This window comes from Paenibacillus sp. NPDC093718 (genome assembly GCF_050279985.1).
In the GTDB taxonomy this organism is placed as follows: domain Bacteria; phylum Bacillota; class Bacilli; order Paenibacillales; family Paenibacillaceae; genus Paenibacillus_AQ.
In genome coordinates this window covers 312,460-338,410 of sequence record NZ_JBNNUS010000001.1, presented here as the reverse complement: position 1 = coordinate 338,410, position 25,951 = coordinate 312,460, and the positions used below count along the sequence as shown (strand labels likewise).

General features: G+C 49.2%; 25 protein-coding genes. 16 read left to right on the top strand and 9 right to left on the bottom strand.

The window, feature by feature from the left end; all coding sequences use genetic code 11:
* Window positions 1-12: 12 nt before the first annotated feature.
* The 3 genes from ACQKPA_RS01630 to ACQKPA_RS01620 form a co-directional block, all read right to left on the bottom strand.
* Window positions 13-939, bottom strand: coding sequence for a decaprenyl-phosphate phosphoribosyltransferase (locus ACQKPA_RS01630; protein ID WP_427490223.1), 927 nt, complete (start codon window positions 937-939; stop codon window positions 13-15).
* Window positions 940-1,136: 197 nt separating this feature from the next.
* Entirely contained in the window at window positions 1,137-1,580 is a 444-nt protein-coding gene (locus ACQKPA_RS01625) for a DUF441 domain-containing protein (protein WP_071220196.1), read from the bottom strand.
* 123 nt (window positions 1,581-1,703) lie between these two features.
* The gene (locus tag ACQKPA_RS01620; RefSeq protein WP_427488851.1) at window positions 1,704-2,681 is read right to left on the bottom strand and encodes a YpdA family putative bacillithiol disulfide reductase; all 978 of its coding nucleotides are present in this window, start codon (window positions 2,679-2,681) and stop codon (window positions 1,704-1,706) included.
* Between the two features lie 222 nt (window positions 2,682-2,903).
* Between ACQKPA_RS01620 and ACQKPA_RS01615 the strand changes: the two genes are divergently transcribed.
* On the top strand, window positions 2,904-3,209 hold the full coding sequence (locus ACQKPA_RS01615) for a DUF2087 domain-containing protein (protein WP_427488849.1): 306 nt from the start codon (window positions 2,904-2,906) through the stop codon (window positions 3,207-3,209).
* Between the two features lie 95 nt (window positions 3,210-3,304).
* Here the strand turns inward: ACQKPA_RS01615 and ACQKPA_RS01610 are convergent, their stop codons facing one another.
* The 5 genes from ACQKPA_RS01610 to ACQKPA_RS01590 all read right to left on the bottom strand — a co-directional run bounded on the left by ACQKPA_RS01610 (window position 3,305) and on the right by ACQKPA_RS01590 (window position 6,415).
* The gene (locus tag ACQKPA_RS01610; RefSeq protein ID WP_113058713.1) at window positions 3,305-3,931 is read right to left on the bottom strand and encodes an FMN-dependent NADH-azoreductase; all 627 of its coding nucleotides are present in this window, start codon (window positions 3,929-3,931) and stop codon (window positions 3,305-3,307) included.
* A 78-nt stretch (window positions 3,932-4,009) separates the two neighbouring features.
* Entirely contained in the window at window positions 4,010-4,858 is an 849-nt protein-coding gene (locus ACQKPA_RS01605) for a DUF4097 family beta strand repeat-containing protein (RefSeq protein ID WP_427488847.1), read from the bottom strand.
* Window positions 4,855-5,415, bottom strand: coding sequence for a DUF1700 domain-containing protein (locus tag ACQKPA_RS01600; protein WP_427488845.1), 561 nt, complete (start codon window positions 5,413-5,415; stop codon window positions 4,855-4,857). Before ACQKPA_RS01600 ends, ACQKPA_RS01605 begins: the two co-directional genes overlap by 4 nt.
* The gene (locus ACQKPA_RS01595; protein ID WP_071220202.1) at window positions 5,408-5,737 is read right to left on the bottom strand and encodes a PadR family transcriptional regulator; all 330 of its coding nucleotides are present in this window, start codon (window positions 5,735-5,737) and stop codon (window positions 5,408-5,410) included. Before ACQKPA_RS01595 ends, ACQKPA_RS01600 begins: the two co-directional genes overlap by 8 nt.
* A 438-nt stretch (window positions 5,738-6,175) precedes the next feature.
* The gene (locus ACQKPA_RS01590) at window positions 6,176-6,415 is read right to left on the bottom strand and encodes a hypothetical protein (protein WP_006211206.1); all 240 of its coding nucleotides are present in this window, start codon (window positions 6,413-6,415) and stop codon (window positions 6,176-6,178) included.
* A 365-nt stretch (window positions 6,416-6,780) separates the two neighbouring features.
* On the opposite strand from ACQKPA_RS01590, the gene ACQKPA_RS01585 reads away from it, so the two are divergent.
* From ACQKPA_RS01585 to ACQKPA_RS01540, 10 genes are all read left to right on the top strand, one after another.
* Window positions 6,781-7,092 (top strand): hypothetical protein, encoded by a 312-nt coding sequence (locus ACQKPA_RS01585; RefSeq protein ID WP_071220203.1) that lies wholly within the window; start codon window positions 6,781-6,783, stop codon window positions 7,090-7,092.
* An 89-nt stretch (window positions 7,093-7,181) separates the two neighbouring features.
* Window positions 7,182-11,165 (top strand): type VII secretion protein EssC, encoded by a 3,984-nt coding sequence (essC, locus tag ACQKPA_RS01580; protein WP_427488842.1) that lies wholly within the window; start codon window positions 7,182-7,184, stop codon window positions 11,163-11,165.
* A gap of 16 nt (window positions 11,166-11,181) precedes the next feature.
* On the top strand, window positions 11,182-11,988 hold the full coding sequence (locus ACQKPA_RS01575) for a hypothetical protein (RefSeq protein WP_427488840.1): 807 nt from the start codon (window positions 11,182-11,184) through the stop codon (window positions 11,986-11,988).
* Window positions 11,989-12,015: 27 nt separating this feature from the next.
* On the top strand, window positions 12,016-12,528 hold the full coding sequence (locus ACQKPA_RS01570; protein WP_071220206.1) for a WXG100 family type VII secretion target: 513 nt from the start codon (window positions 12,016-12,018) through the stop codon (window positions 12,526-12,528).
* A gap of 157 nt (window positions 12,529-12,685) precedes the next feature.
* On the top strand, window positions 12,686-12,961 hold the full coding sequence (locus tag ACQKPA_RS01565) for a WXG100 family type VII secretion target (protein WP_006211202.1): 276 nt from the start codon (window positions 12,686-12,688) through the stop codon (window positions 12,959-12,961).
* A gap of 158 nt (window positions 12,962-13,119) precedes the next feature.
* A complete protein-coding gene (locus ACQKPA_RS01560; RefSeq protein WP_427488838.1) occupies window positions 13,120-15,201 on the top strand; it encodes a hypothetical protein in 2,082 nt (693 codons plus the stop codon).
* A gap of 43 nt (window positions 15,202-15,244) precedes the next feature.
* Entirely contained in the window at window positions 15,245-15,997 is a 753-nt protein-coding gene (locus tag ACQKPA_RS01555) for a vWA domain-containing protein (RefSeq protein WP_071220489.1), read from the top strand.
* Between the two features lie 12 nt (window positions 15,998-16,009).
* Window positions 16,010-16,852, top strand: coding sequence for a hypothetical protein (locus ACQKPA_RS01550; protein WP_427488835.1), 843 nt, complete (start codon window positions 16,010-16,012; stop codon window positions 16,850-16,852).
* A 161-nt stretch (window positions 16,853-17,013) separates the two neighbouring features.
* The gene (locus ACQKPA_RS01545; RefSeq protein ID WP_427490222.1) at window positions 17,014-17,811 is read left to right on the top strand and encodes an SDR family oxidoreductase; all 798 of its coding nucleotides are present in this window, start codon (window positions 17,014-17,016) and stop codon (window positions 17,809-17,811) included.
* A gap of 110 nt (window positions 17,812-17,921) precedes the next feature.
* Window positions 17,922-18,302 (top strand): DnaJ family domain-containing protein, encoded by a 381-nt coding sequence (locus ACQKPA_RS01540; protein WP_427488833.1) that lies wholly within the window; start codon window positions 17,922-17,924, stop codon window positions 18,300-18,302.
* Between the two features lie 124 nt (window positions 18,303-18,426).
* Here the strand turns inward: ACQKPA_RS01540 and gluQRS are convergent, their stop codons facing one another.
* Window positions 18,427-19,404 (bottom strand): tRNA glutamyl-Q(34) synthetase GluQRS, encoded by a 978-nt coding sequence (gene gluQRS / locus ACQKPA_RS01535; protein ID WP_427488831.1) that lies wholly within the window; start codon window positions 19,402-19,404, stop codon window positions 18,427-18,429.
* A gap of 180 nt (window positions 19,405-19,584) precedes the next feature.
* Between gluQRS and hrpB the strand changes: the two genes are divergently transcribed.
* The 5 genes from hrpB to ACQKPA_RS01510 all read left to right on the top strand — a co-directional run bounded on the left by hrpB (window position 19,585) and on the right by ACQKPA_RS01510 (window position 25,864).
* Window positions 19,585-22,095, top strand: a complete 2,511-nt coding sequence (gene hrpB / locus ACQKPA_RS01530) for an ATP-dependent helicase HrpB (protein ID WP_427488829.1) — start codon at window positions 19,585-19,587, stop codon at window positions 22,093-22,095.
* Between the two features lie 78 nt (window positions 22,096-22,173).
* Window positions 22,174-22,725 (top strand): general stress protein, encoded by a 552-nt coding sequence (locus ACQKPA_RS01525; RefSeq protein WP_427488827.1) that lies wholly within the window; start codon window positions 22,174-22,176, stop codon window positions 22,723-22,725.
* Between the two features lie 228 nt (window positions 22,726-22,953).
* Window positions 22,954-24,150 carry an acyltransferase gene (locus ACQKPA_RS01520; RefSeq protein WP_427488825.1) on the top strand — a complete coding sequence of 399 codons (1,197 nt, stop codon included), beginning with the start codon at window positions 22,954-22,956 and terminating at the stop codon, window positions 24,148-24,150.
* A 307-nt stretch (window positions 24,151-24,457) separates the two neighbouring features.
* Window positions 24,458-24,817 carry a helix-turn-helix transcriptional regulator gene (locus ACQKPA_RS01515; protein ID WP_427488823.1) on the top strand — a complete coding sequence of 120 codons (360 nt, stop codon included), beginning with the start codon at window positions 24,458-24,460 and terminating at the stop codon, window positions 24,815-24,817.
* A 42-nt stretch (window positions 24,818-24,859) separates the two neighbouring features.
* Entirely contained in the window at window positions 24,860-25,864 is a 1,005-nt protein-coding gene (locus ACQKPA_RS01510; RefSeq protein ID WP_427488821.1) for a Gfo/Idh/MocA family protein, read from the top strand.
* Window positions 25,865-25,951 lie beyond the last annotated feature (87 nt).

The following is a 25,951-nucleotide window of genomic DNA, read 5'->3' as shown; positions in this document are numbered from 1 at the left end:
ACCGATTCTGTATTATTCAAAGTATACCAAAATTCCGATGACGCTGATGACATAAAGGATCACGGTGACCAGGATGTGAGCGTCCTCCAGGAGCACCCGGTCCGGAGCCCCGCCTTTTTTCTCGATGTGAATCAGATAAAGATAGCGGAACATCCCGTAAATAACGAGCGGTATGGTCCACATGAGATGAACGGTTCTGCCGGACGTAAAGGTAAACAGCGAATAACTGATGATGGTTGCTGTGGTGACAATGCTGCTCATCTGGTCCAGCAGATCAAACGAATATTGATCGAGCACCTTGCGGTGAGAGCCCTTGTCATGCTGCAGCAGATGAAGCTCATGTCGTCTCTTGCCGATCGCCAGGAAGAGCGATAACAGCATCGTACAGAGAAGAAACCATGGCGTGAACGGGACGTGGATGACCAGTCCGCCTGCGATGGCGCGCAGCACAAACCCGGCCGCGATAATCATAATGTCAATGATGACAACATGCTTCAGCCGGAAGGAATAAGCTACGTTCATGGCAAAATAGAGCACCAATAATACGGTAAACAGCGGATTGAGCAAATAAGATATGACCAGCGAAGCTATCAGCAGCAGTGCGCCGAATCCAATAGCCAGCTTAGGAGGAAGAGCTCCCGAGGCCATCGGTCGGTACTTTTTCACCGGATGGTTGCGATCCGCTTCGCGATCGGCATAATCGTTCACAATGTAGACGCAGCCGGAAACGAAGGACAACAGAAAAAAACCGATCAGGGTGTCGAAGAGCACGCCGGGATTCACCCCTTCAAAGGAGAAGAGGGGGGCTGCAAATATGAGCAGGTTTTTGGTCCATTGCTTTGGCCTCAGCTGCCTGAAGAGCAGCAAGGGAAGCTGTTTAAGCGGAGCAGCGACCGATTCGGTATTCGTTGAAGACAAATGTGTTACCTCCTGAGACATCATATTTCTTAAGGGATTACGGGAAATAGCGCTAAAACACGATAGCTATCATACCATAAAATAGACTATATATGGTAATGATCCGTTTGTTGCGAAGCTTACATATAGAACAAATAAACCTCCCCAAACGTTCACGAGCCGGCAGGGAGGTTATTGTTCTACTTATTAGTTGTAAAAAAGAAGGCTGCTTCTGTTCCTCATGATTTGCCGATCAGCAGGGACAGCAGACCGGCTGCAATGAGCGGCCCGACGGGTACGCCTCGGAACAAGGCTACCCCAAGCACCGTGCCAACGAGAAGACCCGCAACCACGGTGGGATTGGTTCCCATCAGCGTGGCACCCCGGCCGCCCAGATAGGCGACAAGCATGCCGACGGCGATGGCCAACAGCGATTTCCAGTTCAGGAATGACTCGCCGATCGTTTGCAGACTCATCTTTCCGCTCGCCAGCGGTGACATGACACCTATGGTGAGAATGATAATGCCGAGTGTCAGTCCGTATTTCTCCAGCCATGGGAATGCTTGCTGAAAGCCGGTAACGCGGATGAGAAGCAACGCCAGCATCGCGATGGTCACGGCAGAATTGCTGCTGATAATACCAAGTCCCGCCATAGCCAGCAGGATGAGTGAAGTTACGTCCATGGGGAATCACTCCTTATGTTTAAGATATCAGAAAGTTTAGACTTCGAAACGTATACCTTCCTGATATCGTAAGAAAAACATCATAGAACGGTCTGTCCTCTGGGAATGCACGACGTTAATCGTTTAAGCGTTCGAGACTAGATGCTCGGCAATCAGACGACCGTGTAGTCTGCCTGTCTCAATGAACACCTCATTGGCGTTGCGGCCGGATGCAATGACGCCTGCAACATAGAGTCCTGGAACGTTGGTCTCCATCGTATCCGGATTATAAAGCGGCTTCTCCATGTCTTCATTCAGTTGAACGCCGGAGGAAGCAAGCAGCTTGCGGTCAGGACGGAATCCGGTCAATGCCAGTACAAAATCATTCTCAATGATCGTTTCCTGGCCTTGATTTGCAAGAACGGTAATGGAAGACTCCGCGATTTGTACAACTCGCGCGTTCAGGTGAAGCTGGATATGTCCTTTTTGCACCATGCTGTCAAACAGAGGACGTACCCAAGGTTTGATGTTTTGTGAAACTTCCTCACCCCGGTATACCATCGTCACCTCGGCTCCGACACGGATAAGCTCCATGGCAGCATCGACGGCGGAATTACTGCCGCCGATGATCGCGGTTTTCATTCCTGCGTATGGATGGGCTTCCCGGAAATAATGGCTTACTTTCTCCAAGTCTTCTCCAGGAATGCCAATATAATTCGGATGATCAAAATAACCCGTAGCAATGACTACGTGTTTAGCTTCTCGTATAGACTCTACACCACCGCGGCGCTGGGTCTTCACCTGAAAGCTCCCGCCGGGCTGCTTGGTTATGGTGAGCGCTTCTTCGTATGGGGAGATTATCAGATTAAAGTGTCTGGCAACTCTGCGGTAATAGGCCAGCGCCTCGTGCCGAAACGGTTTATCATTCGATATGGCGAACGGAACATCTCCGATTTCAAGCATTTCAGCCGTACTGAAAAACTGCATATGTGTTGGATAGAGATAAATGGAATGAACTACATTGTGTTTATCGATGATCTCGCAGCTGAGGCCCTGGTTGCGGCATTCAATGGCAGCTGAGAGACCGCATGGGCCTGCGCCGATAATTAAGACGTCGAGCATGGTGAACCTCCTTATGTATTAACCTTACGTTTAGATCAGCATTATAATCCTACAGCAAATAAGAGGATAAATCCAGATTGGGCGGTATGGAGCCTGGCTGAATGGACTTCACGTAGAAAGGATTTGACAAATATCACTGATTTGATTATCATCTAATTAGACATATATTAAATTAGATGGTTGTAAAACTAAACTTGTGGTTAGAAGGGAGGGAGAAAAAAGATGGAAACGACTGCTAGCGAAGCCTATAAAACATCCGTTCTCCGGAATTTTATAGCGAAAGACGGAACGCTGCGTTCCATTCCGGCCCAGTACAAAAAGAAACTCGTCATATTGGAATACCTGGTAGAGCAGCTTGAAGCAGGGAAGGAATATCCGGAAAAGGATATCAATGCGTTTATCAAGCGTTACCATGCCGATTATGCGACCATTCGGCGCGAATTTATCATTCATCAATATATGAGCCGTGATCATGAAATCTATATACGTAACCCGCGAGAGTTATGGACCCAATGGGAAAAGGTTTAAATGGGATTATCACAAAAAGCCACCTTTCACTGCCTAAGACAGTTGAAGGTGGCTTTTGTAAATAAGATTAGTGTTATTATTACGTATAAGTTCGATTAGAAACCGGCAGCAGCCTTCTTAACGAGCTCAAGACCGTTCTGAACGATCATTTCTGCTTCATTAGGGAATTGGTTGTGGCCTTCGATGATCAGGGTTTCGATATCCTGTACGCCCCATTGACGAAGATTGCCCATCACGAAGTTAACAGCCATCTCAGCCGCAGCCATAGGTCCTTCGGAATAGTTACCGCCGCGCGCATTCAGGATGACGACTTTTTTGCCAGTCACGAGACCTACAACGCCTTGAGGGGTATATTTGAACGTTTTTCCTGCTTGGTTCAGGTAGTCGATATAGGTATGAAGAACGGCAGGTACGGTCATGTTCCACAATGGGAAAGCAAGCACGATTTTGTCTGCAGCAAGAAACTGGTCAAGATATTTGCTCACATTCGAAGCAGCCGCCTGCTCTTCCGGTGTAGCTTCCAATCCTTGGGCAGCTTTAAACATACCGTTGATGGCAGTGCTATCGTAATAAGGGAGATTCTCTGCAAAAAGGTCAAGCTCCGTGATTTGGTCTTCCGGATGGCTTGCTTTGAAGGACTCCAAAAACGCATGGTACATTTTTACGCTTACCGATTGTTCGATGGCTCTGTTGTTTGCTTTGATGAATAGTACATTAGACATGTATGAAAACTCTCCTTGTTGTTAGGTTTACTTTATAAAGTATAGTATATTTCATTTTTATTGTTTGTCAACAACGTCTTAATGTACGATATCGATATTACCGGAGTACGTTTCCACTTGGATGATATCGGTTGTTTCTTTCAGTGACTCCGGCGCCGAGACGGATCCCGACAGTGCCTTAAGGTCATAGAAACCGCGAAATGACGGGTCAGGCTGCACTTTCACGTTTCCGGACCTGCACAGAATATTAACCGATGAAACGCCAATCAATCCTGCGTTTACGTTACCGGAGGTGACCTCGATGTCCAAGGGACCTTCCATATTTTTCAGTACGACATTTCCCGAATGATGGACGAGCCGGGTGGATGCCCGAATGTCAGAACCGCGAATATTTCCCGAAATGTTCTCAACGCTTAACTGCTCGGCTTGTATTCCGCTCATGTTGATGTTGCCTGACTTCACGGAGATGTCAACCACCTTGGAGGAAGCTCCGCTTACCTGGATGTTATCGGAAAGCGTCGACAAATCGAGTTCGTCCAGTTGCGTGCTTGATGGAAGCACGATGGTCAGTTTTCCTTTCGGTGAACGAAAGTCCACACTCATCAACTGGAAAGTGGAAGGTGTAGTCAGATCTAATTTCACATAAGGGCCTGCTGGATTAAAGTTTTTAAGAATATCGACATGCTCCGGTTTTAATTTGCCGTCAAACGCGATATATCCGTTCGAATCGCTGCTGTCCTCAAACGCGAAGCTGATATTAATATTGCTGGCAATAGTTAATTTCTTCAAATTTACGGCATCCTGCAGATCCCATCGATTCTGATAGCTGACAAGCTCTTCACCGAATTTAAACTTGTTCGCAGCCATGCCGACGATTCCTACCAATATAAGTGCGATTGCTAAACTGAACAACCATTTTCTGTTCACTGTGCGTCACGTCCCTTCAACAAACGCGTATTCCATCTGGAGTACCTCAAGGTTAACGATAACAATCCAACCATGGCTGAGCGTGTGGCATATCCGAGGAAGATGCCGATTCCGATCAAAGAGATGGATAAGAATAATTTGGCCGGATAAAACGTTCCGTTTACGATATAGTCAAGCAGAACGAGCACCGGGCTCAGCAAGGTTGCCAAGGCTCCGAGAGCAATAGCGACGCCTCCGGACCATAATGCCGCAAGGAAGGGGACTGCCACCAATGCACAGAAGAACAAACCGACTCCTGCCGCATATTTTCCAAAAGAAGACGGTCTTCGGATCGCTGCCGGAGCAGGCATATCCATATCCACATACCGGTCGCCTAACGCTTCCTTTGCCATTTCAAAAGGATCTCCCAGTTCACGGGCGATTTCCTCTTCGGTTCGTCCATTCTGCATGCCAATGACAAAATGGGACGCCACATCATGAATGAATTCCCGCCGTTCGTCGGGAGGAAGCGCGGCAAGACGCGATTCCAAAATTGAAATAAACTGTTTTTTAGTCATACAAATTTCCTTCCTCTATCAGATTGGTCACATTGCCCACAAAAGCTTGCCATTCCTTTACCAAGGCTCTCATATAAATCACTCCGCTAGGAGTCAGCTTATAATACTTACGGGGCGGACCCTCGGTCGATTCCTGGAGGTACGTCGTACAATAGCCTTCATTAACAAGTCGGCGAAGGAGGGGGTACAACGCCCCTTCGGCTACCTCAATATGCCTCGATACCGCTTGAGCCAACTCGTAGCCATACTGGTCCTTGCGATGGATTAACACAAGCACGCAGAGTTCAAGAACGCCTTTTTTGAATTGAATACTGACATTCATACGGCAGATACCTCCTTTCATAAGTCCATGTTCATGCTGTAAACATGAGGTAGTGATTAATATTCAGTAGTGGTCTACAATAAGATATCACTAAGTACTGATTAATGCAAGGTACTGATTATAAAATGGGTTGTTTCCAGAACATCGTCGAATCATAAGAAGCTTTGTTGAACGTAAGAAAGTCTCGTTTAATCTTGAAAAGGCACGGTTAATAGAAGTTATCAGAACATAGGGTCGTTTTTCCAAGATAAGAATGGAGGGATGAACAGTATGTCCATCGATCGGTTTATATTAAAAAAATTGGACAGTTGCCAGGAGATCACAACGCGGAGAAATCTCGTGAAATTGTTTCAAATCCGAATTCAGAGAGCGCAGATAGCCGAGGATCGTCATTACGGGTTATAATGGAGTTAAACAAAAAAAGGGCTATCCCTCTTTTTAAAAGAGAGATAGCGCAAGAGAGTCGTTTTCGCTTTTGCTGTGAAGAATTGCCTCGGATCCCTCGATTTCAATGCTGATCAGGGAGTTGAGGCATTTTTGCAGCGCCTTTTTGCCGGTTTGAATTTTATGGTCAAGCGCGCTGGTTAGCAGTTTTAATACTTTTTGTACCGGCTGCTTGCTATCCGTTGTAAAGTATACGGGAACCGGCTTATTTTGGAACATGATAAGTGTTTTCATATTAATCACCTCACGAAAGATTTTTCATGATATTTGCATTATAAATTGCCAATCTTAAAATAACCTTAAATTCATAGAATTAATCAGCATCATTTTTCAGAGCGTGACATTTTTGTGAACGACGTTATTTTACCGACGAAAAACCCGGATTTACCCTATAATCAATATATAAATAGTCCCTCAGGACTAACAAACCCGCATGAAAAATAGGAAATAGGAAATATGACACAAATTGACAGAACTGACCCTGGGATGATATTATTACAATAATGTAACTATTTTTTGTAACTATTGAAATAGGTGATTGGACTTTGCATATGGAATAAACATAAGCATTACCATTTTTGGGAAGGCAGGTTGACCAGATGATACTCACCGTGATCAGCGGTCGAAATGAAGATGATTGGTTTGATATCGACGTACCCGATGAGTGCTCCATTGAACGGTTGAATGAGCTGCTGGGGCTACGTCTTTTTCGTGAACCCTCGGGTGAAGGGATTCAATATATATTAGAAGCAAAGTTCCCGGAAGGCTTGTGGTTTACGGTAGGCGGCCATTCTAACCTGGTTGAAGCGGGACTTAGGGAAGGCTCTTATATTCGTTTGCAACGGGCATTCTCCACAACCACCGAGGAAGCTCCTGTCTATGGCAGAAGATCGTTGTTTCAAGAAAGCTGAGATTGGGTAAGTAACCCATTGGTTTTGATTGAAACAGCCAAATACATAATTGTACATTTCAGATGCTCTGGATTAGGAGGAAGTGACATATGAACGTGTTGTACCAACGTTCGCCGCGTATTAGACCGGCTTTACCGAATGAAGACTTGGAGATTCTGAGACCGCCGTCCGAGCCGAGCAAACCGTCGTTTTCGATGATTGCCATCATTATCCCGATTATTATGACGGCTGCGACGGTTGGTTTCTATGTTTATATGAACGTGAGCGGAAAAATGGGGAATCCCAATTACATGATGTTCCAGATGCTTTCCGTCTTTATGATGCTGACATCCTACACGCTGCCGTTCTTCATGTATTTAAGCAACAAGAAGACTTATCAGAAGAATCTGGCCGAACGTAATCAGAAGTACCGGGCACAGCTTGATCTGCATCGGGAAGAACTGAAGGAGCGACAGGAGGATCAGGTACACATTCTGTTTGAAATCCATGGCGATCCGGACGTGTGTTATAACGTCGTGAAGAACCGGAGCAGCAGCTTGTGGGAACGTTCCCCGGAAGATAAGGACTTTCTGGAGATTTGCGTGGGCAAGGGAGAGGTTCCGTTTTACATTAATGTAAAGCCTCCCCGTGCGGATGGGTATGACAAGGACCCGTTGATCGAAGCAGCCGAATTGCTGTCTACCGAATTTCAGTCCGTCGACGAAGCATCGATCGCGCTGCCGTTATTCGAATCCAAGGTCATAGGGATCGTAGGTGGAAGAGAGCGCGTATTAAATATGCTGCGCGTAATGATGGCCCAGACGGCTGTCCGGCACTCACCCGATGAAGTAAAGATCGCCGCGTTCTACGAAGAGAAAGAAGCGAGCGAGTGGCAATGGCTGCGCTGGCTCCCACATACGTGGGATGATGACCGTTCCAGCCGCTATCTTGCGGATCGACGGAGCAATGCGCATCAGCTTGCCGATGAAATATTTACTCACTTATACCGGCGTAAAAATAATCGCGCCGAGCATGGGAAGAAATCGATTGAGACACCGGCATACGTGGTGATTTTATCCGCTACCCAATTAATCGAGGAAGAACCGCTGCTGCCTCTGTTGATGGAAGATGCCGAAGTGACCGATGCGGTTACCATCATCTTGTCCGACCGCAAGGAAAGCTTGCCGATGCACTGCCAGCTTATTGTTGAGGTTGACCGGGAGCAGGCGGCGTATACGATTAAGAAGGCAGACGGCACGGTCTCCAAGCAATCCTTCCAATCCCATCATATCAGCAGGGAGCAAACTGAAGCCTTGGCCCGGTACATGGCGCCGATCCGGCTGAAGCGATCCTCTGCATCGGATATCCCAAGCGTTTTGGCACTCTTCGAGATGATGGATATTCAAAAAATCAACGATTTGGATGTACACAGACGCTGGCAGCAGAACCGATATCCGGATTCATTACCCGTTCCGATGGGGGTCCGGGCAGGCGGAAAGAAGATTAATTTGAATCTTCATGATAAAATAGAGCGTCAAGGTCATGGACCTCACGGTCTGATTGCGGGAACGACCGGTTCCGGGAAAAGTGAGGTTATTCAATCCATTGTTGCCTCCCTGGCATCCGAGTTCCATCCTCATGACCTGGCATTTATGCTTATTGATTACAAGGGCGGCGGCATGTCCAACACGTTTGTCAACTTGCCGCACGTTGTAGGAACTATAACGAACCTGGATAACAATCTGATCGAGCGGGCGAAGGTGTCGCTGAAAGCCGAGCTGGTCCGCCGCCAGAAAATATTGAATGATGCGGGAAATCTGCAGCATATCGACGAGTACTACAAGCTGCTGCGCAATCGGCATGGCGAACCGCTTCCGCATCTTGTTATTATCATTGATGAATTTGCACAGCTGAAAAAAGACCAACCGGAATTCATGGATGAATTGATCAGCATTGCCGCTATTGGACGAACACTCGGGGTCCATCTGATTCTTGCGACTCAGAAACCGGCAGGCGTCGTGGACGATAAAATTTGGAGTAACTCGCGCTTTCGGATCTGTCTTCGGGTACAAAGCGAGGGCGACAGCCGTGATATGCTGAAGATTCCGAATGCAGCCTGGATTAACAAGCCCGGACGAGGCTACTTCCAGGTGGGCAGCGATGAAGTGTTTGAAGAAATGCAGTTTGCCTGGAGCGGCGCTCCTTACGTTGAAGAGAAGGATACACCTGGCGCTGTCTCGATCCGCGAGGTCCGGATCAACGGGAAGACGGAACCGCTGCTTGCGTTTACTCCATCCCTGGGAGCGCATCTGGAAGTGCCCAAACAGCTGCAGGTGTTTATTGACCATGTAGCGGAAGTGGCCGAGGCGCAAGGGATCGAACGGCTGCAGGGTCCTTGGCTTCCACCGCTTCCGGAGAGCCTGGATTTGGAGACAGTACAATCCGGCATCGAGCAGCCTGTTACGTTCAGCGATTCGGCACTCGTGTCCTATGTCGGAATGGTTGACGATTTGCCTAACCAATGCCAGAAGCCGCTAGTGCTCAACCTGGAGCAAGGCCACTGGGCCGTTTACGGTATGCCCGGACTTGGAAAGACCACCTTTATTCAAACGATGCTGATGTCGTTAGCCAGTCGGTACACCCCGGACTTTTGGCATGGGTATATCGTGGATATGGGCCGAATGATACGGGACTTTGCAGGGCTTCCTCATATCGGAGGAGTCATGACGGCGGAGGAAGAGGATCGCATCAAGCGCCTGTTCCGTTTTCTGACGAAAACGGCGGCGGCTCGCAAGGACATGATTGCCGAAGCGGGTGTGAAGACCGTTGCATCCTACCGCCGTGGCAGCACGGAGACGGTTCCGCAGCTGGTCGTGGTTATTGACGGTTATCTCAACTTTAGGAATTCTTATCCGGACGAGAATGATATGCTGGAATACCTGCTGCGTGAAGGCGGCAGTCTGGGCATCACGTTTATTATCACGGCGAACCGGATTTCGGATATGTTCGAGAAGGTCCGGAGCAATATCTCGCAAGCGGTATCGTACGAGCTTGCCGATCCGGCCGACTATTATTACGCGGTGGGTCGTCCGACAAGAGCCCCGAGCCAGCTTCCGCCAGGAAGAGGACTGGTCAAAGGCCAGGTGCCTCCGCTTGAATTCCAGACGGCCTTGCCGGCTTCTGGTCAGGAAGAGGGGGACCGCTCCGCAGCGCTCCGCGATATGATTCGCACTTACCGGGCAGCGTGGCACGGGGAGGAAGCGCCGCGGATTGAGTCACTGCCGGACAAGATTCCGCTTCATCAACTGCTTAAGGTACAAAAGCCTTACGAATCAGCAGGTATGGTGAAATACCGGGTTCCTGTCGGTGTGGCTACGGATGATTTAACTCCTTTTGCTATCAATCTGGAGGATGGGCCGCATTTTATTGTGGCGAGTCCGATGGAAGGCGGTAAAACGTCATTCCTCCTTAGCTGGATGTTATCACTCGCATATCATACATCGCCGGATGAGCTGGAAATCTATACGGTAGATACGCGCTATGGAAGCAGTGGTCTGAGTCGGATGAATCATCTTCCGCATGTCCGTGGACATGCGGAGAATGAGGAAGACCTGGCTCCGCTCATTTCAGGTCTTTATGAACGGGTACAAACCCGGTCGAAAGACAGTGAAGACCCGACGATCCTGCTTATGATTGATGACGCTGACGTGCTCAGCAAGCAGCTTTCCGATTTCACTTTAAAAGACCAGCTGTCAGCCATCGTCAGACAGGGGAGGGACCGCCGGGTACATGTTGTCGTTGCCGGTGTGCCGGCCGATTTCCCGACGTATGGCGTCGATTGGTTTACCGATATCAAGGCTGCACAAAACGGATTTTTATTCGGAACATTGGATTCCAACGATTTATCGTTCTTCAGAATTCCTTTTTCCGAATCTGCTAATAGTCCTGGAGGACTAAAAATACTCCCGCCAGGACAGGGGTACTACGTAAAACGCAAATTTTCCAGAATAAAAGGCGCAGTTCCGTTTGATGACGAATGGAACGCCCAACGATGGGTCACAGAAATTCGCGACCGATGGCATGTTGTAGTTTGAGGGGAGGTGGCTCATAATGTTGACAATTCATGCTTCCAAACAAGAAACGATCACGCTGAATGACAAGGAATTTTTCTTCTTGGCTGGAATTATCGGATCGGACCGATTACTTGGTGTTGAAGATCCTTTTGTAGGATACTTAACGGAAGAAATCGCGGTTGAGTGGGAGAAAACCAAACAATCGCTCCTAAGCAAGCAATATTTGATTCAAGAGGAAGGCGGGGAATTGTCGATTCCACCCGAGGTCTTCTCAAGAGTGGCTATTGCCGGACTTGCGGAACGTGCGTGCTGGTTGAAATATGAAAATCAGGATTCGGCGTTTGAAGGATATCTGCATGTTACTGACGAACGGGTAATACAAGTATGCAGAAGCGACGAAGACAACCGATGTTACCTGCTTAGCGAACTTGGCACTATCGAACAAACCTGCGATCAACTGGTGCAGGATCTGGCCCTAAGCGACCAAAACTGGGGGGATATTCCGGCACTACTCCTTAGCCGGAAGGAATTCGGAGATATTTACACCTCCGTTTCCGAACAGAACAGCGATGATATCGGCGATCGCTTGGCCAGGTTGACGGATGATGCGGAAGGTTCCATCGCTTTAGCAAAATGTATGAAGAACAAGGTGTCTTCGGGGGAACTCCAGCTGTCGATTTGGAACGGAAACAGCTGGGAAAGTCAAAATGCAGCATTTATCGTGAACGAGTCCATGAATTGGCTGCTGCGTATGAGCCTGGAGGGAGACCAGGACTGGTTAACCGCAGCACCAGCGACCAAAGAGCAGTTTCGTCATATGCTACTCATGTGGCTGAAACAGTAACAGAGCCTGTATGAAAGGTGAGGACCAATGCGTATTTCTGTCGAGCCGGAGTCTCTCCGGACGTTAAGCCGTCAGCTGCAGCATAGTGGCGATGAATATTTAGCGATTACGAGAACGCTCAACCAAGCTATGGAATCACTCGTTTGGGAGACGTCTCTCAAAGCGGCGGTTATTGATGAGTGGCAGTCTGCCCGGAGTCTTGGAGAGCATCTTGGAGCTCTTCTTGCTCAGCTGGGCAAGCATCTTCAAAGCAAAGCCGATCAATTTCAAGAAACGGATCATCAGTACCATACGATTTTGGAGCATGCCATCGTAAGTACAGTATCACCGACAGCTCTGTTTGCGGCTTCCGGCATGGAGGGGCGCTCATCCATATTACCGGAATATGGAAATTCATCGACGGTTATATCGAACCCGAGTTCGGTAGCCGCTGCCGTGGGCATGACCAGTGGAGACAACGGGGATTCGGCTAAACAAGCCGCGTTAGCCGGGCAAAGCTGGACCTTTACCGATCCGTCTTCGTTTGGCATTGCCAACTAAATCCCTATTCCTTTCGGGAAAATCGGGATGGTAAATGTTTCAAATTGGGACGTATAGGGTAACTGGAAATTAGGTCTGAGGACGCTTTGATAAACTGAGGCTCATGGGCTAAGATGTCAAGTGTCACCAGAAAACGAATTTCTAGGAGGTTACATAAATGGCAGGACGTATTTTAATTACGCCAGAACAAGTTGAGCAAGTAGCAAACCAATTTAAACAGAGCGGTGATCAAAGTCAGCAAATCGTTAACAGCCTGACTCAATCGATCAACGGCATGGAAGGTCAATGGGATGGTATGACGAAGCAGCGCTTTTTCCAGGAATTCCAGGAAGCAAGCCGCTTGATGAACTCCTTCGTTCAAACGCTTGACAGCATCAGCAATGAGCTGAAAGCGATCGCTCAGAAATTCCGTATGGCTGACGAATCCCGTTAATATCCATTCGGAGACTTTTGCTTTATAATAGTTTAATAGGCAGAATAAACCGGGTGGTAGATAACCCGGTTTTCTTGCAATTTTGGATGTTTAGAATATAACAATGTGGTTAATAGAGTTATATAGTTAGGTAACGGAGTTAAGAGAGGATGACGTTCATGACATTTCAGCCAAACCCGGGCGATGGGATTGTTGTAAATGGAACGGCTTATACAGTAGGGCAGCATCCCGCAGCGCCAGGCGTAGCCTATGCCCAAGCTGGGCGGCAGGGTATCGTCTACCAGTTGATTCCTGTGGATGGGGAGCTGCATGAAGCCAAAGCACTAAAGGTATTTTTTCCTAAGTTCAGAATTCCGGCTATGGTTTATCAATCCGAACATATGGGGAATTATCGCGAGATACCGGGTTTGCAGGTAAGCAGTCGAGAGGTGCTCACTCCCGAAAGAAACGGAGATTTGATAGCGGAATATCCGGATTTGCTCTACGCGGTCATCATGCCATGGATTCATGGATGTACTTGGTTTGACGTTATAAGCGATCAGCGTAATCTGGGACGTTCTGATAGTCTGATGCTTGCCAAGGCATTGGCAGCCATCGGCTCAAGCATGGAGCAGCGGGGATTAGCCCACTGTGACCTGTCTGCGCCTAATGTCATGCTTCCGTTTTTTTCGGAAGTGAAGCTGCCGGAAGGCGCTGCCGCCGTTGAGCTTGTCGATGTGGAGCAGATGTACAGCCCCAAAATGGATCGACCTGATGTTTTGCTTGCTGGCTCTCCTGGATATGCGGCTCATCGTACGGTGCATAGCGGGTTATGGAGTTCATATGCCGATCGTTTCGCTGGTGCTGTTATCATTGCGGAAATGCTGGGATGGAGCGATCCGGCTATCGTGAATCGGGCATGGGGCGAAAGCTATTTTGATCAGCATGAAATGCAAACCCCGTGCGAGCGTTATTTTTTACTGAAAAAATCGCTGGGTCAGCGTTGGGGTACCCGGATTGCGGATCTGTTCGGCAGAACCTGGGACAGTCAGGATTTGAGCAGCTGCCCTACCTTTGGTGAGTGGCTAATTGCTTTATCCTCCTTGAGTGAGGAAGAAGTAGTCGAGGAAGCGCAAGCTCCTGTAGCCGCTGCTGCTGCCCATGACGACAATACGGATGAAGCCCGTTCTGAAACTGCCCAAGAGGTGCCGGCTGAAATTATGGCATCGCTTGGCATTGAGCCAGGCACCCGAGAGGTCAACGACAATGTGGTTGGACGCTTGTTCCATCAAGCGCGTGATCTGGAGGATGCGGGTAATCTTTCCGGCGCGTTGGAAATATTCCGCTCCGCGTATCATTTCGTAAAGAAGGACAGTCCGCTTGAAGTGGAGCTTGCCGCCGCTATACAGGGGCTCGAAGAGCAGCTGCGTCCGGCTGAAGAATCATCCAACAAAGGCATTAAAGCACTGTTATTATCCCGTAAATTCATGCTCTCAACCGCTGCGGCTATCGTCATATTGGCAGGTTCTGCGATTACGGTCAATCAAATTCTGGCGGAGAAGGCAGAGAGCCGTCAGTTGGATGCTCAGCGATTAGCCGAGCAGCAAGCGCAGGAGAAAGAAGAAGCTGCGCGTAAGCAAGAGGAAGAAGCACGAAGGCAGCAGGAAGAGGCTGCCCAGAAAGAGGCAGAGGCAAAGAAAGCGGAAGAGGAGCGTAAGAAGGCTGAGGAGGCCAAGAAGGCTGAAGAAGCTGAGCAGGCACTGAAGGAACAGGAGAAAGCCGAGCTTCAGGCCAAGTACGAGAAGCAGGCGAAGTATGAAGCTTATTTGGCTTCACTTGAAGAGAAGAAAAAGAAGCAGGCATTGCAAGAGAAATATGATAATCAGGCCAAGTATGAGGCGTATTTAGCTCAGCTGGAAGAGAAGAAGAAAAGGCAGGCACAGGAAGAGGCTGCGGCTAGGGAAGCTGCCAAGGCGGAGGCGGAGCGCCAGGCGCGAGCCAGGGCTGCCCAACAAGCCCAAGCCGCAGCGCTTCAGAAACAGCGTTCCCAAAACGTTGTAGAACTGGTTGCCCTATATAATAAGGCGTATAATGCGCAGGTAGCCGGCAACAAAGACCGTGCCAAGAATGCCGCACGTGAGTTCATAGAGCTGTATAACAAGGATAAGGCCTATTATAAAACGGTTGGTAAAATGAGCAGCCGCCTTAGCAATCTGCAGCAATTCATAAGTGACGACAGCCACTGGATACCAAAACTGTAAGGAAGTAAACATGACGAAAATGCAGGGGTGAATGTTATTCACGATGAACTATACCATTCAAGCATCACAGCGCACGCCAGCGCTCATTATATATCTGATTGATATCAGCGCGTCCATGAACATGCTGATGGAGGACCGGAGGCGGATCGATGTCGTTTATGAGGCCTTGTCTCTGGCCATTCGGCAAATGGTATTTCGGTCCACGAAGGGCAATCGGCTGACGCCTAGATACCGGATTGCCATCCTTGCATACAGCGATGATGTCTATGATTTGTTAAACGGGATTAAGGGCATTGACGAAATAGCGGCGATCGGATCGCTTCCGGATTTAACGCCGAAGCGTTTCTCCGACTCGGCGAAAGCGTTCCTGCAGGCCGAGAAAATCCTGCAGTCGGAGATTCCGAATATGCAGGATTGCCCTGCCCCGCTTGTGTGCCATATGACGGATGGCGTGGCTACGGGAGAGGATCCGGAACCGATTGCCCGCCGCATCATGAACATGAGCGTTCCGGACGGCAACGTGCTCGTGGAGAACATATTCATATCCGATCATCTGATGAACCAGCCGATATCCGAACCGCGCCGCTGGAAAGGGATTTTGGCTGATACTTCGCTTGAGGATGAACATGCGCGCAAACTTAAAATGATGTCTTCCGTTCTTCCCGAAAGTTATCGAGAAATGCTGGTTGAGGCGGATTATCAACTGAGCCCGGGAGCATTGATGATGCTTCCAGGCACTTGCTCTGAGCTGGTGTCCATCGGGTTTCAGATGTCAGCTGCCACGCCGGTAAGGTAAGAGGTCACAAAGATGAAGCGATCATACGCAAGAAGCATGGAATCGTTGGGAATTCGTAAACGGAAGGCTCAAGCAGCATCGTTTTATTACGAGAGCAAGCAGACCGCGGAAGAACCGATTACGAAGATTAAAGATTTGTTCACATGTCGTTATGCGTATGGCAGAGCGGCAGAATCTGTCATGCTCTCCGAGATGGGTCAGGATTTCATTGCTTTGAAGATGAATGAAGATGTGTGCCATTTTGTATTGTGCGATGGTGTCGGATTGAGTTATCGGGGCGACGTGGCCTCGCGTCTGCTTGGCCAGGGGTTAATGAATTGGCTGGAGACGGTTGAGGAACTCACGACCGCATCGCTTGAACGCAAACTGAACGAGCTTACGCAGGATGCTGATCGGGAAATGCGGACTCATTCCCTGAGTTCCGAAACGCCCAAGCTGCTTCGCGAAGTACTGGAAGAGAAGCAGCGCAAAGGAAGCGAAGCTATGTATATTTGCGGCCGCATCGAGCTTTCTTCGGGTTTTCGCCGCAAAGGAAGGTTGTGGCTCGCCTGGCAGGGTGACTCCAGGGTACGTTTGTGGCGCAAGGAAGACGAGATTACCTCGGTATTCGGAGATCGTTTCCGGACGTCGGAACGATGGTCTTCCCGTAGTGGACCGATCGGAGGCAGTCCTCATGTGTTTTCGTGCAAATTAGACCCGGAGACCGAATATCGGCTTCAGTTATACAGCGATGGGCTCAACGATCTGGATCCGATGAAGGAGCCGATTCCTGATGAGCAAGTGCAAGTATTAATGAATGCTCGCCATACAGACGGTCTGGAAGATGACGCTTCGTTTTTGGAGATTGTATGGTAGTTTTCTAAGAATGTTAGGTTATGATAAACAATGGTCGGACCCAAGGGGTCCGGCTTTTTTGTGCAAAAAATTAGAAATCATGATTATAAAACAACTCCTTTTGGGTAATCTTGTGACAGATGAATGCATAACGGATTACGATAACAAGGAGCGTGTTGATGATGAATGAAGGACACGGACGTTTTCATGGAAGAACAGCGATCATTACCGGAGCCGGATCAGGCATAGGGAAGGCAACCGCCATTCAGCTGGCGAAGGAAGGCGCAAATGTTGCTTTATTCGATCTGTTGGATGACCGAACGAATAAAGCGGAATCGGAGATCAACTTGATTCGCGAGGGTTCCGCCAGAGCCTTTGACGTAGATACTACAGATCCTGACCGGGTGGAGAAGGCAGTTCTCGAAACGGTGGAGATTTTTGGCGGCGTTGATATTGTATTCGCCAATGCAGGGATTAATGGCGTGATGACGCCAATTGATGAAATGAAGCTGGAGGAATGGACCAAGACGCTGAACGTAAATTTGAACGGGACGTTTCTGACGGTCAAATATGCAATTCCGCACCTTAAGAAAAGGGGGCAGGGCAGCATTATCATTACCAGCTCCGTCAATGGTACCCGAACCTTCTCCAACTTTGGGATGAGCGCATACAGCACAACCAAAGCGGGACAGGTGGCTTTTGCGAAGATGGCTGCGCTGGAGCTGGCGAAATTCAAGATTAGAGTTAATGTAATCTGCCCCGGCGCGATATCCACCAACATTGATCAGAGCACGAAGAAGCAGGGAGATCTGGAAGAGATCGTGATTCCGGTTGAATATCCGGAAGGGAGCCAGCCGCTGTCTGATGGACCGGGTACGCCTGAAGAGGTCGCGGATTTGGTGGCGTTTCTCGCTTCCGATCAATCAAGACATATTACAGGGGCACAAATCTTCATAGATGGAGCCGAATCACTGTTGTAAATGAGATCAGGGGACATCTTGAGGGTTCCCTGCATTCAGAACTTGGAATATAAACCGCACTGCTATATGATGAAGAGGACAAAGGAAAAAAAGGAGGAGGCTGTGTAATCATGAGCATCTTTTCCAGATTGGCTGAGCAGAAGATCGAAGAAGCGATCCGCAACGGGGAGCTTGATCATCTGCCATTTGCCGGTAAGAAACTTCCGATCGACGATCTTTCGCACATTCCGGAGGATCTGAGAATGTCTTATCGCATCATGAAAAATGCGGGTTATGTCCCTGAAGAAGTTACGCTTCGCAAGGAATGCGTTCGGCTGTATGACTTGCTCGGTGCTGCCTGCAGCGACGGTGAGCAAGAGCAGCTTCAACGGAAGCTCAATGAAAAGCGTCTGAGACTGCAATTGCTGATGGAACAGCGCGGGCTTAGCGGCAATAGCGCGTTTACGCAGTATGAGTCCAAGGTCAGGGAACGATTAACTCATGAGGAATAACATAACAGCGCCAGCCTTTCTTCTCAATTGCGAGGGTGAAAGTGCTGGCGCTGCTTGTTTATTCAGGATACGAAGAAATGTAATTTAATAACGCTTATGAACCCCTTATTTCGATGAGTCGCATCTAGGATTCAAACAGCTGATTTTTGACATGATCCGTTATTTTGATCGGGGCAGAAGATACTTTCGATAAGTCAAACACAGGAATTAGATCCGCAGGTCGAACGGATTCCGGATGATCCAGGAGACCGGCGGTCCAAGCCAGCCAGCCGATGATGCGCTCGGGCATGATGCCCTGGCCGCGAAGAAATGAGAGGCTAAGCCCGCGGGTCCTCTTGGCGAGTCTTCTGCCTTCCGCATCGACCATTAGCGGGGTATGTGCAAACTGTGGCGGCTGGTAGCCTAACGCATGGTATAAGAGCAGCTGACGTGGCGTGGAGTCCAGTAGATCGGCTCCTCGGAGTACATGGGTTATGCCCATTAACGCATCATCCACAACCACCGCGAGTTGATAGGAGATGATATCGTCCGCCCTTCGAACCACAAAGTCACCTCCGTCAGATAGTCGATGGGACTGCTCCCCGGCGATGCCGTCGACAAAGGAAACGATGTTTTGCGGTACCTTCATCCGCAGCGAAGGCTTCTTATGAAGCTCTCGAAGCGCCGCTTCCTCTCGAGTTAAGTCTCTACAAGTTCCCGGATAACGGAGGCCTTCCGATGCAATGCCGTGCGGTGCGCTGGCTGCGGCCGTAATATCGGCCCGACTGCAATAGCAAGGGTACAGTTTATTGGATTCCTGCAGCTTGGTGATTTCCCGCTCATATAGCGCTTGGCGCGCCGCCTGATGATAGGGTCCGTAGGCCCCGGAAACACCGGGACCTTCATCCCAATCCAAGCCGAGCCATTCCAGATCTCTCATAATCTCGACGGCAAGCTCCTGGCGGGAACGCTGGACATCGATATCTTCTATACGGAGTATATATTGTCCGTTCATACTCCTGATTTGCAGCCATCCAAGTAAAGCGGTCAACGCATTGCCGATGTGCATCTTTCCTGACGGCGTAGGGGCAAAGCGGCCGCGAAAAGTGGCATGCAACTCCATACAATTCACCTTCCGACTACATGAATCTTGATGTTAACATGGAATGATATTTATATTGTATCGCAATTATATCGAGACTTTCCAGCCGTTGCGAACAAGCAGCTCCCCTTGACGTACATCGGCTGTTTTATATAATTAAGGGATTATATTGATATTTGATAGGATAACGGAGATGTATCCATGACTGAATTACCGATTCACCGAATACTTCCACAATTGAAAATGGCTTTATCTGCTGGAACCCATGCGGTTTTGATCGCTGAACCGGGTGCGGGCAAGACGACCCAGGTGCCCTTGGCATTTCTGAATGAACCGTGGCTGGAAGACAAGCGAATCATCATGCTTGAACCTAGAAGAATTGCAACTCGCTCAGCTGCGAGTTATATGGCATCCTCTTTGGGAGAGGCCGTTGGTGAGACGATTGGATATCGCGTCCGAATGGACAGCAAGATCGGTCAGAACACTCGGATCGAAGTTGTGACAGAAGGCATCATGACGCGTATGCTGCAGGATGATCCGGAATTAACCGGCATCGGTATGATTATATTCGACGAATTTCATGAACGAAATTTGCAGGCTGATACCGGCCTGGCTTTTGCGATGGAATCCCAGTCGGTGCTGCGGGAAGATTTAAGGCTGCTCGTCATGTCTGCTACCCTTGAGGCTGAGCCAGTCGCGAAGCTTCTTGGCGACGCACCGGTCATCGTTAGCGAAGGTCGTGCTTTTCCAGTGTCTACTCACTATTTGCGCTCATTCTCTCTCGACGAGCTGCATAAAGGTGCGGCGAATGCCATTATGAGAGCTCTCTCCGAACAGGAAGGCGATATCCTTGTATTCTTGCCAGGTGCCCGCGAAATCAGGAGAACCGCTAATGAATTATTAAGAATAGGTTTAAGCCAAGATGTTGTCATTCGGGAGTTGTACAGCGCGCTTCCGGCAGACAAGCAGGACGAAGCGATCAGACGCGATTCGAACGGCAGGCGTAAAATTGTACTCTCCACAAGCATTGCCGAGAGCAGTATTACCATTGAGGGGATCAAGACGGTTGTTGACAGCGGTTATCTGCGCACGGAGGTGTTCTCACCCAGAACGGGACTGCCGCAATTGATTACGAGACGGTTATCCAGGGCATCCGCGGATCAGAGAAGGGGAAGGGCCGGACGCGTATCGGCTGGTGTATGTTATCGCTTATGGAGTGAGGAAGAGCATCGTCATCTGTCGGAAAGCACCATTCCGGCGATCCGTGAATCCGATTTAACGCCGCTGGCCTTGGAATTGGCGGTATGGGGGGCGCGTGACCCGGAGGAGCTAGCCTGGCTTGATGCCCCACCTCGACTAGCTCTTGCGCAAGGACAAGCGTTATTAAAGCAGCTGGCGGCTCTGGACGATTCAGGCAGTATCACACAGCATGGCCGAGCGATGGCGCTTCTTGGGCTTCATCCGAGGCTCGCTCACATGCTGCTGAAAGCACAAGAAATAGGTGAAACATCGCTGGCTATCCGAATTGCTGTACTGCTTCAAGAGCGTGACATCATGAGCAGAGGTGAAGCCATTAGGGATCAGGATTTGCGCTCACGCGTGGAGCGGCTTCTCTTGTTTGAACGACATGGTCAGCTGACGGCTGAACAAGACATGACAAGTGAAGCCGTGCTGCAGCGGATGAAACAAGAGATTAGGAAACTGCATACACAGCTGAATATCGCATATACGACAAGCGGGGACTTGAATCTCTGCGGCCTTTTGCTGTCGTTTGCCTATCCCGATCGGATCGCGAAGAACAGGGGAGGAACCGGTTTTTTGATGCGCAGTGGCAGAGGCGTGAAATTGGTGTCGGTTCAGCCAATGAGCCGCGCCCCGTATATTGTGGTCGCTGCCGTTGATGATCAAGGCGCGGACGGGAATATTCAGCTTGCTTCTGAAATGGATGAATTATACCTCGATAAGTATTACCATGGCGAGATGGAACAGCATAAAGAGGTCGTATGGGATACTGCTTCCGGCAGCATCAGGGCGAGACAGAAGCTGATGCTTGGAGCCCTCGTTATCAAGGAACAAGCCTACTCGAATCCGACAGGAGAGGAAATAGCGGAAGCCATGCTGCAAGGGATCAGGCTGGAGGGTCTTGGATTGTTGCAGTGGAGCAAGGCGGCATTGCAGCTGAGAGAACGTCTGGCCTTCATGTTCCGGCATGATTCCGAGGGAAATTGGCCTGATGTTTCGGATGAAGGCTTGCTGAATCAGGCGGAGGAGTGGCTGCTCCCTTACTTGGAAGGGCTGCGGAATCGAAATGATATGAGACGTCTTGCTCCGGGAACGCTCTTGGAGCATATGCTGAGCTGGGAGCAAAAGCAGCAGCTTCAGAAGGAAGCGCCGACTCATATCAGGGTCCCGAGCGGGTCCTTGATCCCAGTTAACTACAATGACCCTGAACAACCGTTCCTGGCCGTTCGACTGCAGGAGATGTTCGGACTTCAGGATACGCCGCGAATTGCTGGCGGACGGGTTGCATTGACCTTGCATTTGCTGTCACCCGCCCAAAGGCCCGTTCAGGTTACCTCGGATCTATCCAGTTTCTGGCGCAGCGGCTATTTCGAGGTAAAAAAAGACTTAAAGGGAAGATATCCTAAACATTATTGGCCTGATGATCCGATGGAGGCGACTGCAACCCATCGGACTCGCCCCAAGGCTTAACACAGCAACGTCACGTTTAATTTCCCCCTCCGTCGGGTAATGTTAATTATGAACAACCACCGATGAGGAGGGTTTATCATGGAGAAGAAAATTGTTGGAGTATTCCGTTCGGAACAGGAAGCAGCTCAAGCCATCGAGCAGCTTCAGCGGCATGGGATTCCGAACGAGGCCATTTCCATTATAGCGAAGGATCAACGCGAAGCAGATATGATTGCCGAGCAGACGGGGACGATGGCGCCTGAAGGGGTAGCTGCGGGCGCTGCAACAGGCGGTATTCTTGGTGGTACGGCAGGTTTGCTGGCAGGACTCGGGGCTTTGGCTATTCCCGGCATCGGCCCGATTCTTGCCGCAGGACCTATAGCGGCGACGCTCACCGGAGCAGCAGTCGGTGCGGGAGCCGGGGGGCTGGTCGGTGGTTTTATCGGCCTTGGCATCCCGGAAGATGAGGCAAAAGAATACGAATCCTATATTGAGCAAGGAAGGATTCTGGTACTGGTTGATGCTGATCAAGAAAATACAGGCATCTACGATATATTCCGTGATTATGATTTCAGAAACGAGGGCCGTGCCGGAGCGGTTGATCTGGAACGGGACGACACGCTTCCACCGCGTGGCACTACGCTGCTGTAAGGAATACAAAACCCGGTTCCGATGGGAACCGGGTTTTTTTATAGAGATCAACCGCATTCTGTCTTCGGTAAGGTACGATCACAGGTGTTTTTCTTGATACATAGCCCAATAGTTAGTACTTAATATTGCTTATAACATCAGAATCAGTAAATAATTGGATTACCCGATCAGGGACAGTGTCCCTTACAATGAGGTGTGCGCACGAAGTCAGACGAAGGGGGGAGCAGTATGCCCAAAGAAAGAATACCGGAAATCGAGCGCTTACGGGGAATTGCTTTTCTAGCCGTGGTCTTACAGCACTCCATCGCACATTATTCGGTCGCGCCGGGAATGACGACAGGTGATGGTTTGATGATGGCAGTTCTTCTGATGGCGACGAAATTTGCTGTACCCGTCTTTATTTTTATTACAGGCATGGTGCTGTTTTATAACGATAAAGGTCAGCTGCATTACGGAAGGTTCATCACGAGGCGTTTTGGTGACATCTACGTTCCGTTTGCAGTATGGACCTTGATTACTTTATTGATCAATCATAGGTTTAATCCTGCTGTCATTGAGGACTGGAAGTATCTTGGAGAAGTATGGCTAACCGGGAAATCGAGCTCGCATTTTTGGTACATCATTATGCTGTTTCAATTCTATCTGCTGTACCCGCTGTTCCGCTCCGCTATACTAGGAATCAAAGAAAGATGGGGCTGGAAGACGCAGCTTACGATATTGGTCTTATCCGGACTATTGTACGTGGGTTTAACAGGAATGATTAACGATATTGGCCAATGGATGGGAAGCTTGAATATCCCGGTATGGAGTGAGCTGTTCACAACCTACGCAGATCGGAACGCACTTTATTATTTCTTTTATTTTGCGCTGGGGGCGGCAGCCGGTTTATACCATGACTCTTGGAAAAAATGGCTCCAAAAGGCACGGCCGGTCATATGGCTGGTCTTCGCTTTTTTGTTCGGTTGGATGCTCGTGCAAGCCGTCCATGAAATCCGTTCCGCTGCGAACGGCGCGATTACATTCTATTCCTTATCGCTGCTTCGCCCGATGATGGCTCTTTTCCTGATTAGCTCTATATTGGTCATGTACGATGTGGCTGGCTGGATATGTCGTCATGCCGGAGCGGGGGCGAATGCGCTTCTGACCTCCATCGGGCTCTATTCGTATGGTGCTTACCTGATGCATCTATTGACACTGCGTATAAGCTATGCCGTCGATGAATCTTTGCTGATCAGCATGCACCCTCTGGTTCGGATACTCTCATCGTGGATCATCAGCGTGGGCGTGGCTTATGGTGCCACTCGCATGCTCGCCAAGCTGCCGTTCGGGAAGTGGCTTGTCGGAATCGCGGGAGCAAGAAAAAGCCGCGGGGTTCGCCCATACGGCAAATCGCGTCCAAGCACCGATACATCCGCCGGAATGTGAAGTATTAAACCCACCCTTGAAGGTGGGTTTTTTGTTTTTGAAACCAACCGAAAGACCACGCCAACAACCCAAAATGCAGCAGATGAAAAATCATATACTATATAATTTCAACATATGAAAAATTCACAATAGCGTAAAAGTTGACGTTATTGCATCACATTTATTCAACCAACACCCGACCACGTTTCAATCTACGCCTTCTTGGTTTAAAAAGAGGGGAATGCTTCCTATTGTGCAAACTGGGAAACTGTGGGTTATAATTAGGTATATTATGGGACAAGCAGCTCGTGAAGGAGGAGGCGTCCAGATGGCATTTATGATCGCCCAGCGTGCTTTTATCAAAGTATATCTCATTACCATGGTGGAGCAGCAGCGCGGATATGGATATCAGATGCTGGAAGAACTGCGGCAAGAATTCAAGAGCCATGGGTATTCACCGCCGCAAAGCGAAATTTACCGGGCTCTGCATGAGTTGGTTCAGGAGGGTGTATTATACCGTACCAAACAGCTGAAAGGGAATGATCCGCGGGTCGATTTTCAAGAAATCGTTCTTTACCATTTTACCGATGACGGTGCGGAGAAAGCTAAACTCTACAAAAAACAGGTTAAAACAGATTTGGATCGGTGTTTAGGGATCCTTCATAAAGCGGTAAACGATAATTATTAAAAAATAATCTGAATGGAATGCAGCCAAAGGAGGAATGACCTCGTGAGCAAGAAACTGCGCTTTGGAATTATGAGTACTGCTCGGATTGCAAGAAATTCAATGATACCAGGCATATTCAAATCGGAACGCTGTGAGGTCGGGGCGGTTGCTAGCCGCAACGCAGAAAAAGCAAGTGAGCTCGCCGAGCGATATCATATCGGGAAATACTATGGTTCTTATGACGAGCTTCTGGAGGATCCCGACATTGATGCGGTATATATTCCTTTGCCGAATCACCTTCATAAACCTTGGACCATCAAAGCTGCACAGGCCGGCAAGCATATCTTATGCGAGAAACCGGCAGCCCTGACCGAAGCGGATGTCCGTGAAATGGCTGAGGCAGCTAAAGCACACAACGTGCTTTTTGCGGAAGCCTTTATGTACCGATATCATCCGAAACACGCGCGTGTACGCGAAATCATCGAAAGCGGCGAAATCGGGCAGCTTCGCGGAATTCACGGATCGTTCACCTTCAACAATGCGGAGGATAAAAGCAATGTCCGTTACAGCAAGGATATGGGCGGAGGCTCAATCTATGACGTGGGATGCTATCCCATCTCGGCGGCGCGAATGATTTATGGGCAGGAGCCCAAGGCAGTAACGGCCCATGCTTTTTTCTCTGAGGAGCATGATGGCGTGGACATGATGGTCCACGGGATGGTGGAATTTGAGGATGGATTGGGGCTTACGTTTGAGTGCGGGATGTGGACCTATTCCAAATGCTCTTTAGAGATTGCAGGTACCGATGGTAGGATTGAGCTTCCTTCAGCTTTTGGATGGGAGAGGATGGAGGACATGGCCCAGATCTGCGTTCATACGGCCAAGGGCTCCCGTGAGGAGAAGGTAGGGATTTACAACCACTTTGCACTGCAAGCGGATGCTATGGCAGCGGCCGTAATGGACGGCACGCCGCTGCCCTATGGTCCGGAAGATGCCATCAGCAACATCAGGGCCATTGAAGCATGTCTCCAGGCAGCCAGATCCTCATCGCGAGTGATCATTAAATAAAGAAGCAACGCTGTCAAAATATCCGTTGGATCGAATAAATCGCCATGTTGGCGATTTATTTTTTTTGCCTATTGCATTCCTCTTCGA